The organism is Mycolicibacter longobardus (assembly GCF_002102265.1).
GTDB lineage: Bacteria > Actinomycetota > Actinomycetes > Mycobacteriales > Mycobacteriaceae > Mycobacterium > Mycobacterium longobardum.
On the sequence record NZ_LQPG01000017.1, the window covers coordinates 108,402 to 121,330 of the forward strand.

General features: G+C 67.0%; 11 protein-coding genes. 9 read left to right on the top strand and 2 right to left on the bottom strand.

The genetic code is table 11. The features are described from left to right. The first annotated feature begins 29 nt into the window (after positions 1-29). The 3 genes from AWC16_RS09070 (at position 30) to AWC16_RS09080 (ending at position 4,697) form a co-directional block, all read left to right on the top strand. On the top strand, positions 30-2,195 hold the full coding sequence (locus AWC16_RS09070) for an acyl-CoA dehydrogenase family protein (RefSeq protein ID WP_085264414.1): 2,166 nt from the start codon (positions 30-32) through the stop codon (positions 2,193-2,195). A gap of 95 nt (positions 2,196-2,290) precedes the next feature. Next, the gene (poxB, locus tag AWC16_RS09075; protein ID WP_085264415.1) at positions 2,291-4,027 is read left to right on the top strand and encodes a ubiquinone-dependent pyruvate dehydrogenase; all 1,737 of its coding nucleotides are present in this window, start codon (positions 2,291-2,293) and stop codon (positions 4,025-4,027) included. A gap of 190 nt (positions 4,028-4,217) precedes the next feature. After that, on the top strand, positions 4,218-4,697 hold the full coding sequence (locus AWC16_RS09080) for a 2-isopropylmalate synthase (RefSeq protein ID WP_085264416.1): 480 nt from the start codon (positions 4,218-4,220) through the stop codon (positions 4,695-4,697). A 1-nt stretch (position 4,698) separates the two neighbouring features. Here the strand turns inward: AWC16_RS09080 and AWC16_RS09085 are convergent, their stop codons facing one another. Then, complete coding sequence (locus tag AWC16_RS09085) at positions 4,699-6,174, bottom strand: cytochrome P450 (RefSeq protein WP_085264417.1); 1,476 nt, start codon at positions 6,172-6,174, stop codon at positions 4,699-4,701. A gap of 166 nt (positions 6,175-6,340) precedes the next feature. On the opposite strand from AWC16_RS09085, the gene AWC16_RS09090 reads away from it, so the two are divergent. Together AWC16_RS09090 and AWC16_RS09095 are read left to right on the top strand one after the other, a co-directional pair. Beyond that, positions 6,341-6,943 (top strand): TetR/AcrR family transcriptional regulator, encoded by a 603-nt coding sequence (locus AWC16_RS09090; RefSeq protein WP_085264559.1) that lies wholly within the window; start codon positions 6,341-6,343, stop codon positions 6,941-6,943. 85 nt (positions 6,944-7,028) lie between these two features. Next, on the top strand, positions 7,029-7,904 hold the full coding sequence (locus AWC16_RS09095) for an SDR family oxidoreductase (RefSeq protein WP_085264418.1): 876 nt from the start codon (positions 7,029-7,031) through the stop codon (positions 7,902-7,904). 15 nt (positions 7,905-7,919) lie between these two features. Here AWC16_RS09095 and AWC16_RS09100 read toward each other — a convergent pair whose 3' ends face one another. Continuing rightward, on the bottom strand, positions 7,920-9,098 hold the full coding sequence (locus AWC16_RS09100; RefSeq protein WP_085264419.1) for an AAA family ATPase: 1,179 nt from the start codon (positions 9,096-9,098) through the stop codon (positions 7,920-7,922). Between the two features lie 401 nt (positions 9,099-9,499). Here AWC16_RS09100 and AWC16_RS09105 point away from each other — a divergent pair, with 401 nt between their 5' ends. The 4 genes from AWC16_RS09105 (at position 9,500) to AWC16_RS09120 (ending at position 12,896) form a co-directional block, all read left to right on the top strand. Then, positions 9,500-9,739 carry a redoxin NrdH gene (locus AWC16_RS09105; RefSeq protein ID WP_085264420.1) on the top strand — a complete coding sequence of 80 codons (240 nt, stop codon included), beginning with the start codon at positions 9,500-9,502 and terminating at the stop codon, positions 9,737-9,739. Positions 9,740-9,794: 55 nt separating this feature from the next. Beyond that, positions 9,795-10,253 carry a class Ib ribonucleoside-diphosphate reductase assembly flavoprotein NrdI gene (nrdI, locus tag AWC16_RS09110; RefSeq protein WP_085264421.1) on the top strand — a complete coding sequence of 153 codons (459 nt, stop codon included), beginning with the start codon at positions 9,795-9,797 and terminating at the stop codon, positions 10,251-10,253. Continuing rightward, positions 10,220-12,391, top strand: coding sequence for a class 1b ribonucleoside-diphosphate reductase subunit alpha (gene nrdE, locus AWC16_RS09115; protein WP_085264422.1), 2,172 nt, complete (start codon positions 10,220-10,222; stop codon positions 12,389-12,391). The genes nrdI and nrdE overlap by 34 nt, the downstream gene beginning before the upstream one ends. Positions 12,392-12,545: 154 nt before the next feature. Further along, positions 12,546-12,896 carry a DUF732 domain-containing protein gene (locus AWC16_RS09120; protein WP_085264423.1) on the top strand — a complete coding sequence of 117 codons (351 nt, stop codon included), beginning with the start codon at positions 12,546-12,548 and terminating at the stop codon, positions 12,894-12,896. Positions 12,897-12,929: the final 33 nt, after the last annotated feature.

Consider the following 12,929-nt stretch of genomic DNA (forward strand, 5'->3'; position numbering starts at 1 on the left):
CCCGAGTAGACGAATCCAGGAGGCTTCCCATGGGCATCGCAGTAACCGACGACCACCGCGAACTGGCCGAGGTGGCCCGCGGATTCCTGACCGCACAGAAAGCCCGCTCGGCGGCCCGTGCGCTGCTGGACGCCGAAGACGAGAGTCGGCCACCGTTCTGGGGAGAACTCGCGGCCCTGGGCTGGCTGGGCCTGCATATCGACGAGCAGTACGGCGGCTCGGGCTTCGGGCTGCCGGAGCTGGTGGTGGTGATCGAGGAGCTGGGCCGGGCGGTGGCGCCGGGACCGTTCGTTCCGACGGTCATCGCCTCGGCGGTGATCGCCGCCGCCGGCACCCCCGAACAGCAGGCCCGCCTGCTGCCCGGACTGATCGACGGTTCGGTGACCGCGGGAGTGGGTCTGGCCGGTGACGTCGCCCTCGACGGGGGTGTGGCCTCTGGTGACGCCGGGATCGTGTTGGGCGCCGGGCTGGCCGACGTGCTGCTGGTGGCGGCCGGCGAGGACGTGCTGGTGCTGGAGCGTGACCGGGCCGGAGTGAACGTCGACGTGCCCGGCAACCTCGACCCGACCCGGCGCTCCGGGCGGGTGACGCTGACCGGTGTCGGGATCAGCGCCGACGACGTCCTGGCCGGTGGGCGCGAGTCGGCGCTGGCGCGGGCCCGGGTGCTGCTGGCGGCCGAGGCGGTGGGCGGCGCGGCCGACTGCACGGACTCGGCGGTCGAGTACGCCAAGGTGCGCGAACAGTTCGGCCGGACCATCGCCACCTTCCAGGCCATCAAGCATCACTGCGCGAACATGCTGGTCGGCGCCGAGTCGGCCACCGCCGCGGTGTGGGATGCCGCCCGTGCCGACGGCGAGGACGAGTTCGCGTTCCGGCTGGCCGCCGCAGTGGCCGCCACCCTGGCGTTTCCGGCCTACGTGCGCAACGCCGAGCTGAACATCCAGGTGCACGGCGGTATCGGCTACACCTGGGAGCACGACGCCCACCTGCAGCTGCGTCGCGCACTGACGGTGCAGGCCCTGTTCGGCGGTGACGCACCGGCCCTGGCCGTCTTCGAGAGCGCCGCCGCCGGCATCACCCGGGCCAACAGCCTCGACCTGCCGCCCGAGGCCGAGGAACTGCGCACCCGGATCCACGCCGACGCGGCGGAGATCGCCGCGTTGGGCGCCGACGAACAGTTGGATCGGCTGATCGCGACCGGTTACGTGATGCCGCATTGGCCCAAGCCGTGGGGCCGGGCCGCCGACGCGGTCGAGCAGCTGGTGATCGAGCAGGAGTTCAGCGCCGCCGGTGTCCAGCGGCCCGACTACTCGATCACCGGCTGGGTGATCCTGACGCTGATCCAGCAGGGCACCGACTGGCAGATCGAGCGATTCGTGGAGAAGGCGCTGCGCCAGGAGGAGATCTGGTGCCAGCTGTTCTCCGAGCCGGACGCCGGCTCGGATGCCGCCGCGGTCAAGACCAAGGCCACCCGGGTCGAGGGCGGCTGGAAGATCAACGGCCAGAAGGTGTGGACGTCCGGCGCGCACCTGTGCCGGCGCGGCCTGGCGACCGTGCGCACCGACTTCGACGTCCCCAAGCACGCCGGCATCACCATGGTGATCATCGACATGGAGGCGCCCGGGGTCGAGGTGCGGCCGCTGCGTCAGATCACCGGCGGTTCGGAGTTCAACGAGGTGTTCTTCAACGACGTCTTCGTGCCCGACGAGGACGTCGTCGGCGAGGTGAACGAGGGCTGGAAGGTGGCCCGGGCCACCTTGGGCAATGAGCGGGTCAGCATCGGCGGGGGCGGCTCCTACACCGCCGGCATCGACCAGCGGCTGATCGCGCTGGCCCAGCAGCACCGGCAGTCGATGGCCGACGCGGCCACCCGGGTCGGGCGGTTCGTCGCCGACGAGCACGCATTGCGGCTGCTGAACCTGCGCCGGGTGGCGCGCAGCATCGCCGGTGCCGGCCCCGGCCCGGAGGGCAACGTCACCAAGCTCAAGCTCGCCGAGCACATGGGCGACGGTGCGGCTATCGGAGCGGCGTTGCTGGGACCCGACGTCGCCCTCGACGACGGGCCGGGCGCGATGGCCGGCCGGATGGTGATGGGGGCGCGCGGGATCGCGATCGCCGGCGGCACCTCGGAGGTGACCCGCAATCAGATCGCCGAGCGGATCCTTGGGATGCCCCGCGACCCGCTGATCAAGTAGCGTTCTTCTCGGCGCGAGGGTGCGTGTTTGCACGGCGACACGCCGGCTGCAACGGCATTCTGCGCACGCTCGCTCGTGGGTGAGGAGGATGCGAAATGGCAACCGTCGCTGACCATGTCATCGCGACCCTCAAGCGCAGCGGCGTACAGCGGGCCTACGGGATACCCGGCGACAGCCTCAACGGCTTCACCGACGCGATCCGCCGAGCCGACGACTTCAGCTGGGAACAGGTGCGCCATGAGGAGACCGCCGCCTTCGCGGCCGCCGCTGAGGCGGCGCTGACCGGCGCGTTGGCGGTGTGCGCGGGCAGTTGCGGACCCGGCAACCTGCACCTGATCAACGGGCTGTTCGACGCACAGCGCACCCGGGTGCCGGTGCTGGCGATCGCCGCCCACATCCCGCTGGCCGAGGTCGGCTCCGACTACTTCCAGGAAACCCATCCGCAGAACCTGTTTCGCGAGTGCAGTGTCTACTGCGAGTTGGTCAGCACTCCCGAGCAGGCGCCGCGCATCCTGGCGATGGCCATGCGCGCGGCGGTGGAGGAGAACGGCGTCGCCGTCGTCGTCGTGCCGGGCGAGGTCTTCGGTCACCGCCTCGACGAGACCGGCTGGGGAGCGCGTCCGCTGCTACCCACCGGATCGGTGTGCCACCCCGACGAGCAGGGGCTGAGGGCAGCCGCGGCCATGCTCAACTCTGCCGCCAACGTCACCATCCTGGCCGGCGCGGGGGTGGCCGGCGCCCACGATCTGGTTGTCGAGCTGGCGCACACGCTGCAGGCCCCGATCGTTCACGCATTGCGCGGCAAGGAGTACATCGAGTACGACAATCCCTATGACGTCGGCATGACAGGGCTGCTCGGGTTCGCCTCCGGGTACAAGGCGATCGCGGAAGCCGACGTGCTGCTGATGCTCGGCACCGACTTTCCTTACCAGCAGTTCTATCCCGACCGCGCGCAGATCATCCAAATCGACATCCGCGGCCGAAACCTGGGCCGGCGCACCCCGATCGATCTCGGGTTGCTCGGCACGGTCGCCGACACCGTCGCAGCGCTGCGCCCGTTGTTGACGAGCAAGACCGACCGCACCCACCTGGAAAGGTCGCTGAAGCACTACCGCAAGACCCGTAAGCGGCTGGACTCACTGGCCTCCAACGATCGGGACCGCACCCCGATACGTCCCGAATACGTTGCCGCGGTGGCCGATCGGTTGGCCGCAGATGATGCGGTCTTCACCGTCGACGTCGGCTCCCCGGTGGTTTGGGCGGCGCGCTACGTGAGCATGAACGGGCGACGACGGCTGATCGGGTCGTTCAACCACGGCACCATGGCGTGCGCGCTGCCGCATGCGATCGGTGCACAGACCGCCGACCGTGAGCGGCAAGTCGTCGCGCTGGCCGGCGACGGCGGGCTGGCGATGCTGTTCGGAGAGTTGCTCACCCTGAACCAGAACCGCCTGCCGGTCAAGGTGATCGTGTTCAACAATTCGTCGCTCAACTTCGTCGAACTGGAGATGAAGGCCGCCGGCATCGTCAACTTCGGCACCGAGTTGGACAACCCGGACTTCGGCGCCGTCGCCACCGCGCTGGGCATGTTCGGGCGCCGGGTCGAGCAGCCCGCCGAGCTGGAGGACGCCCTGCGGGACGCGTTCGCCTACGACGGACCGGCCGTGGTCGACGTCGTCACCGCCCGCCAGGAACTGTCGATCCCGCCGGCGATCACCGCCGAACAGGCCAAAGGGTTCTCGCTCTATGCGATCCGGACCATCCTGGCCGGTCGCGCCGATGAACTGCTTGACCTGGTGAGCACCAACGTGGCCCGCCGCATCTTGAATTGATATCGATCTCGGCGCTGGTTCATAAATGCCTTGCGCCTCCAGCGGACGCGCCACTAGCCTTGGTGACATCATGCAACTTCTTCTCGTAGTAGCCAGTACCCGCAGCGGGGTCTGATCCAGACCGACCCCCCGCTGTGGGTCGGAAGCTACTACCCGTCGGTCGCTCTCTTCGAGCAGAAAAGACCGCATCATGACCAGCACATCTTTCGCAGACCGCTTCACCACCCGACTCCCACGTGAACTGCGCGACCAAGGCGCGCAGCTGACCTGGGAGGGGTTCGTGGCCGCCTACGGGCACGCCACGGGGCCGCTGCGAGTCGGCAGGTGGCGCTGCCTGGACTCCGAACGGCCGGGCAGCCGGCTGGGCCTGCAGAGCAGGACCTACCAGGCCACGATCGCCGTCGGCGACCGATCCGGTACCTGTACCGCGGCGGCGTACGGGCCGCTGGCCGCGCTCACCGAGATGCTGTACGAACGTGGAATCACGTTGGAAATACTCGGGTTTCACCAGCTCGGCTGCGGAGATGAGACGGCGACGTTCATCCACGGCTCCAACGGCCGCGAGACGGCCTGGGCGGTCGGTTTCGCACCGGATGCCGGGGGCTCCGTGGTGGAAGCGGTTGTCACCTGCGTTAACCGACTGCTGACCGCTACCGCGGCCGGCGAGTGAACTAGAGCCGCCGCAGAACGATCGGCATTCCGTCCATCGGAAGCGGCATGCCGCCGTAGTCCCACCGCGGCTGATAGTTGGGGTGGGCCAGTTCCAACCGGTACTGGCGCAGCAGCCGATGCAGGACCGTCTTGATCTCGAGGCGGCCGAACACCATTCCGATGCACTTGTGCGCCCCGCCGCCGAACGGCGCGAAAGCGTAGCGGTGCTTCTTGTGCTCGGCACGCGGTTCGAGGAACCGCTCCGGGTCGAACTGACGCGGGTTGGTATAGAGCTCGGGCAGCCAGTGGTTCATCCCCGGCCAGGTGACCACGTTGGTGCCGGCCGGCACGTAGTGGCCCAGCAGGTCGGTGTCGCGCACCGTCTGGCGCATGTTGAACGGCAGCGGGGTGACGAGCCGCAGGGACTCGTCCATCACCAGGTCCAGGGTCTCCAGCTTCTCCAGCGACTCGATGTCCAGCGGTGCGTCGCCGAGGCGCGCCGACTCGTCGCGGGCCCGTTCCTGCCATTCCGGGTTGGCCGCCAGGTGGTAGATCATCGTGGTCACCGTCGAGGTGGTGGTGTCGTGGGCGGCCATCATCAAGAAGATCATGTGGTTGACGATGTCGGCGTCGGAGAAGCTGTTGCCGTCCTCGTCTGCGGTGTGGCACAGCACCGTCAGCATGTCGGTGCCCTCGGCGTTGCGGCGCTCTTTGACCCGCTCGACGAAGTACTCCTCGAGCACCTTGCGGCCCTGCAGACCCTGCCACCATTTGAACGGCGGCACCGAGGTCCGGATGATCGCGCCGCCGGCCCGGGTGGTCTGCTCGAAGGCGCGGTTCACCTTGGTGACCAGCTGGTGATCGCTGCCCGGCTCGTGGCCCATGAACACCACCGAGGCGACGTCGAGGGTCAGTTCCTTCATCGCCGGGTACACCAGGAAGCGGCCGTCGTCGGTGGGCCAGTCCGCCACGATCGCGCTGGCCACCCGGTCGATGTCTTCGACGTAGCTGGCCAGCCGGGGTCGGGTGAAGGCGGACTGCATGATCCGCCGGTGCGCCATGTGCTCGTCGAACTCCAGCATCATCAGGCCGCGGTTGAAGAACGGCCCGATCACCGGGAGCCAGCCCTTCTGCGAGTAGTCCTTGTTCTTGTTGGTGAAGATCGTCTGGGTGGCGTCGGGCCCCAGGGCGACGATCGACGGCAGGATCGGCGAATCGGCGAAGGTGATCGGGCCGCGCGTGTGGTACAGGTGCAGCGGGAAGTCCGGTCCCTGGCGGAACATCTCGACGATGTGCCCCAGCAACGGCAGACCCGAGTCGCCGACGATGGGTTTCAGGTCGCTGCCCGCCGGCGGGGTGGCCAGGGTCCTCTGCGGCCAGTCGACGGTCATCAGCCGCTTCTCCAGCAGTCCCATCCCGGGGATGGTGTTCACCGTCGGTATGAACCGGCGTTTGGCCTGGTCGAGCAGGTAACGCGGGGTGCTGATGGTAGTCACAGACGCTCCTTTAACGGCCCGGACAGGTTGTGGCAACCGTCACTTAGCCCCTAATACTTGGATTAAGCTTGACGCCTGTCAAGTTTGAATCCGGCTCGGCGTGGTGCAAGGTGCAGAGGTGAATACGCAGGACGACGTGAGCGAGCGGTCTGCTGACGATCTGCCGATGCGGCGGGGTGACAAGCAGCGTCAGGCGATCGTTCAGGCGGTGCGGGAGCTGCTGGAGGAAAAGCCCTTCGCGGAACTGTCGGTCAGCACCATCAGCGACCGGGCCGGGGTGGCGCGCTCGGGGTTCTATTTCTACTTCGACTCCAAGTACGCCGTGCTCGCCCACATCCTGGCCGAGGCGACCCAGGAGCTCGAAGAACTCACCCACTACTTCGCGCCGCGGGGCGCCGACGAATCGCCGGCGGCGTTCGCGCAGCGGATGGTGGGCAGCGCGGCCGCGGTCTACGCCCACAACGATCCGGTGATGTCGGCGTGCAACCTGGCGCGCAACAGCGATGCCGAGATCCGGGAGCTGCTGGACGCCCAGATCGACGCGGTGATCGACCAGATCGTCGGCGTGGTCAACGAGGAGATCGCCGCGGGTACCGCGAACCCGATCAGCGACGACATCCCGGCTCTGGTGCGGACCCTGGGCGTCACCACCGCCTACATGCTCTCCGGAGACAGCGCCTTCGTCGGACCCGTCGGTGATGTGGGTCGCGGCGTCCGGGTGCTGGAGGCGCTGTGGCGCAATGCGCTGTGGGGTGGCGGCAGAGGCTAGCGGTGATCGCAAGCGCGGCGGAGCCGGGCGAAGCGGGTCACCGCCATTGACCCAGCGGTCGGTACCGGCGGTATCGTCTGCACCCATGACACGCGTAGCGCAGTACTACCGGGGCAAGCGGTGCTTCATCACCGGGGCGGCCAGCGGCATTGGCCGGGCTACCGCGCTCCGGTTGGCCGAGCACGGCGCTGAGCTGTACCTGACCGACCGCAATGCCGAAGGCCTGGCCGAAACCGTCGCCGACGCGCGTGCCCTGGGGGCGCTGGTACCCGAGCACCGGGTGATCGACATTGCCGACTACGACGACGTCGCCGCATTGGCCGCCGACATCCACGCGCGCCATGGCGCCATGGACGTCGTGATGAACATCGCCGGGATCTCGGCCTGGGGGACCGTCGACCGGCTCACCCATGCACAGTGGCGCAAGCTGGTCGAGATCAACCTGATGGGGCCGATCCACGTCATCGAGACCTTCATTCCGCCGATGATGGCGGCCGGTCGGGGCGGGCATCTGGTCAACGTGTCCTCGGCGGCGGGAATCGTCGCATTGCCCTGGCATGCCGCCTACTCCGCCAGCAAGTACGGACTGCGCGGAGTGTCGGAGGTGCTCCGGTTCGACCTGGCCCGACATCGCATCGGGGTGTCGGTGGTGGTGCCCGGAGCGGTGAAGACCCCACTGGTCAACACCGTCGAGATCGCCGGCGTGGACCGCGAGGACCCGCAGGTGGAACGCTGGGTGGGCCGCTTCGCCGGCCATGCGGTAACGCCGGAGAAGGCGGCGGAGAAGATCCTGGCCGGGGTGGCGCGCAACCGCTACCTGGTCTACACCTCCGGTGACATCCGGGCGCTGTATGCGTTCAAGCGGCTGGCCTGGCTGCCCTACAGCTTGGCCATGCGCCAGGTCAACGGGCTGTTCAGCCGCGCACTGCGGCCGTCGCGGGGTTCGGTGCGAAGTTCATAACCCGCGTCACCCGCGTTATCGGCTGCCCCAGTCCCACGCCGGAGTGTTGAGCAGGCCCAGCCCGGCGACCCGCGTCTCGCCGAAGTCCTTGTAGACCTCGATCTCCGCGGCGTCGTCTCGGATGGCGTCGGCGACGGGCACGGTGGCGAGCAGCTCCGGCATCAGGCGCGCATGGGTGACCACCACGATCTGGGTCCGGGCGGCGGCGGCCCGGATGAGCTCGGCCAGCGGTGCCACCAGATCGGGATGCAGGGAGGTCTCCGGCTCGTTGAGCACCATCAGCGACGGCGGCTGCGGGCTCAGCAGGGCGGCGGCCCACAGCAGGAAACGCAGTGTGCCATCAGACAATTCGGCGGCACGCAGGGGTCGCAGCATGCCCCGCTGGTGTAGCTGCAGGTCGAACGTCCCATCATGGACGCTGACCGACACCGTCGCCCCGTCGAACGCGGCCGCAACCGCACGGGCCAGTTTGTCGTCGCCGGACTCGATGATGGTCTGAACCGCCGCGGCCAGATCGGCGCCGTCGCCCGCCAGCACCGGGGTGCGGGTGCCGACCTGGGGCCGGCGCACCGGCGCGCCGGCGTCCACCCGGAACCCGTCGTAGAAGCGCCAGTCCCGCAGCCGGTCCCGGACCGCGGCCAGCTCCGGATGCGCTGCGGGGTGGGCGAATTCGGCGAGCACACTGCGGTATGACGGAAGTGTCCGGGACAGCTCCTCGACGCCGGAGTCGGTGTCGGCCTCGGCGAAAGCCCGGGTGCGGCGCACCAGCGTGGTCCCGCGCCGGGGCACCGGCCCGGCGAAGATCGTTTCGCGCTTGATCTCCGGGTCGTGGATGAACGCCGAGTCCACGCCGGGAGACTGCGGCAGGCCCAGGTCGACCAGGTAGCCGAAGTCGTCGGCGGCGTAGCCGAGCTCCAGCGAGACCGGCCGGGTTCGGCGGGTGCCCTGTCCGGCCCCGCTGCGGCGCGCTTCGCCGAGCTGCTCCGGGCCGGCCCACAACACCGACTCCAGTCCGCCCTCGCGGGCCAGCGAGCCGATCACCTCACCCCGGCCGCAGTCGGCGAGCAGCCGCAGTGACCGGTACAGCGAGGATTTGCCGGTGCCGTTGGCGCCGGTGACGACGGTGAGCCGGTGCAGCGGCAGCACCACCTCGCGCAGCGAGCGGTACCCGCGCACCGCGACGGTGCAGAGCATGGCAGGCACGCTACGCGTCTTTGCTGGACGTGGGGTGGCGGTGCGGCGGCGCGGCGATGTTGTCGGTGGGCGGTGGTAGACCTGCCGTCATGGGTGATCGTGGGCCGCATTGTGATGTTCGACACGCCGAGGCGCGCCTGCTTGCAGGCTTACAACCAGCGAATTTCAAGAATGTCGTTCGGAACATCTGGTATCGCTTCTCAAGGTCACCCACTAGGTGTAGTGTTTGCAGCACCGACAGACCCCGGATCGTACGGCTGGCCGGACTGCGGCGAAAGGCATCGATTTGGTGCCCGGAGCTGCGGCGGAAGCCGGAAATCCAAGGCCTTGGCGGCCCGCTGAAAGCAGTACCTGATCCGTCATCTGTTCGTTGTCGACGATTCGCTGAGGAGTCCGCCGCCATGAGCATCACCGTCTACACCAAGCCCGCCTGCGTGCAGTGCAACGCCACCTACAAGGCGCTGGACAACCAGGGCATCGCCTACGAGAAGGTCGACATCTCGCTCGACTCCGAGGCGCGCGACTACGTGATGGCGCTGGGCTACCTGCAGGCCCCGGTCGTCGTCGCCGGCGACCAGCACTGGTCGGGTTTCCGGCCGGACCGGATCAAGGCGCTGGCGCAGACCGCGCTGAGCGCATAGCCGGGTCGCCGGTCGGGTATGGGTGGAGTCTGACTGAGAGCTGAAGGGGGTCGCCATGTCTGCGGATTCTGAATGCAGCCTGGTGTATTTCTCCTCGGTGTCGGAGAACACCCACCGCTTCGTGCAGAAGCTGAACCTGCCGGCCATCCGGATCCCGCTGCACGGGCGCATCGAGGTGGACCACCCCTATGTGCTGGTGCTGCCGACCTACGGCGGTGGGCGCCAGCAGCCCGATGCCGACGAAGGCGGCTACGTGCCCAAGCAGGTCATCGCCTTCTTGAACAACGAACACAACCGGGGCTTGCTGCGTGGCGTGATCGCGGCCGGCAACACCAACTTCGGTGCGGAGTTCTGCTACGCGGGCAACGTGGTGTCCCGCAAGTGCGGGGTGCCGTATCTGTACCGATTCGAATTGATGGGAACCGACGAGGACGTGCAAGCCGTCCGCGCGGGCTTGGCTGATTTCTGGAAGGACGAGGCATGCCACCGACCGCTGCAACTGCAGAGCAGGTAACCGCACCCACCCGCAGCGCTCCGGTGAGCGAGCTGGACTACCACGCGCTCAACGCGATGCTCAACCTGTACGACGCCGACGGCAAGATCCAGTTCGACAAGGATGTGCTGGCCGCCCGTCAGTACTTCCTGGAGCACGTCAACCAGAACACGGTGTTCTTCCACAATCAGGACGAGAAGCTGGACTACCTGATTCAGAAGGACTACTACGAGCGGGAGGTCCTCGACCAGTACTCGCGCAACTTCGTAAAGTCGCTGCTGGATCGGGCCTACGCCAAGAAGTTTCGGTTCCCGACGTTCCTGGGTGCGTTCAAGTACTACACCTCCTACACGCTGAAGACCTTCGACGGAAAGCGCTACCTGGAGCGGTTCGAGGACCGGGTGTGCATGGTGGCGCTGACCCTGGCCGCCGGTGACACCAAGCTGGCCGAGCAACTTGTCGACGAGATCATCGACGGCCGGTTCCAGCCGGCCACCCCGACGTTCCTGAACTCCGGCAAGAAGCAGCGCGGTGAGGCGGTCAGCTGCTTCCTGCTGCGCATCGAGGACAACATGGAGTCGATCGGCCGTTCGATCAACTCCGCCCTGCAGCTGTCCAAGCGTGGCGGGGGAGTGGCGTTGCTGCTGAGCAACATTCGCGAGCACGGCGCCCCGATCAAGAACATCGAGAATCAGTCTTCCGGTGTCATCCCGATCATGAAGCTGCTGGAGGACTCGTTCTCCTACGCCAACCAGCTCGGTGCCCGCCAGGGCGCCGGTGCGGTGTATCTGCACGCCCACCACCCGGACATCTACCGATTCCTGGACACCAAGCGGGAGAACGCCGACGAGAAGATCCGGATCAAGACGCTGAGCCTGGGCGTGGTGATCCCCGACATCACCTTCGAGCTGGCCAGGAAGAACGAGGACATGTACCTGTTCTCGCCCTATGACGTCGAGAAGGTCTACGGGGTGCCGTTCGCCGACATCTCGGTCAGCGAGAAGTACCACGAGATGGTCGACAACTCGGCGATCCGCAAGACCAAGATCAAGGCGCGTGAGTTCTTCCAGACCTTGGCGGAGTTGCAGTTCGAGTCCGGTTACCCCTACATCATGTTCGAGGACACGGTGAACCGGGCTAATCCCATCGCCGGCAAGATCACCCACTCCAACCTGTGCTCGGAGATCCTGCAGGTCTCCACCGCGTCGGAGTACAACGACGACCTGACCTACTCGCAGGTGGGCAAGGACATCTCCTGCAACCTGGGCTCGCTCAACATCGCCAAGGCGATGGACTCGCCCGACTTCGGCCAGACCATTGAGGTCGCCATCCGGGCGCTCACCGCGGTGTCGGATCAGACCCACATCTGGTCGGTGCCGTCGATCGAGAAGGGCAACAGCGAGTCGCACGCCATCGGGCTGGGCCAGATGAACCTGCACGGGTACCTGGCCCGCGAGCGGATCTTCTACGGTTCCGAAGAGGGCATCGACTTCACCAACATCTACTTCTACACCGTGCTGTATCACGCCCTGCGCGCCTCGAATCGCCTTGCCCTGGAACGGGGTAAGTCGTTCGCGGGCTTCGAGAAGTCGAAGTACGCCAGCGGCGAGTTCTTCGACAAGTACACCGACCAGGTGTGGGAGCCCAAGACGGTCAGGGTGCGTCAGCTGTTCGCCGATGCGGGCATCCGGATTCCGGGTCAGGACGATTGGCGCCGGCTCAAGGAATCGGTGCAGGCCCACGGGATCTACAACCAGAACCTGCAGGCCGTGCCGCCGACCGGGTCGATCTCCTACATCAACCACTCGACGTCGTCGATCCACCCGATCGTGGCGCGGGTCGAGATCCGCAAGGAAGGCAAGATCGGCCGGGTCTACTACCCGGCGCCGTACATGAACAACGACAACCTGGAGTACTACCAGGACGCCTACGAGATCGGCTACGAGAAGATCATCGACACCTACGCCGCGGCCACCCAGCACGTGGACCAGGGGTTGAGCCTGACGCTGTTCTTCAAGGACACCGCGACCACTCGCGATGTGAACAAGGCGCAGATCTACGCCTGGCGCAAGGGAATCAAGACGCTGTACTACATCCGGCTGCGTCAGATGGCGCTGGAGGGCACTGAGGTGGAGGGTTGCGTCAGCTGCATGTTGTGACCACTTTCTCGACGACTAGCGGGCCAGGGGAGATTTCCTCTGGCCCGCCTGTTTTCTTTGAGGAGGTCCGAGCGATTATGCTGAGTGTGAAGGTCCTGAATGAACCGTTCTCGGCGTTCACTTCTGCGCGGGGTAAACCGAGGAAAGGCGTCAAATGACCCAGATCAAAGCCGGGCGCTCGGGGGTAATGCTGGCAGCCATCCTTTTCTCGGCCCTGCCTTCGCTGGCAGTTGGTACCGCACATGCGGACGCCAACAGCTTCCTCCACGAGGTCCACAGCACGGTCCGGGTCCGGTTACTCGATCGCCAAGCGCTGCAATTGGGTCATGAAGCATGCAACGTCTTGCACAAGGGGCCGGACGGACGGGCGACCCCCGAGTCACGCGGTCAGGCCAATCAAGTCGTCAGCAGGGCAGCGCGCAAGTTGGGCGTGAACCGCCACGACGGCCTGGATCGCGGAAGCGTCAGCCGTCTGGTCGACTCCGCCGAACGCTACCTGTGCTGACCGGCGTTGTTCGGTGCCGGGCCGACGGGGTGA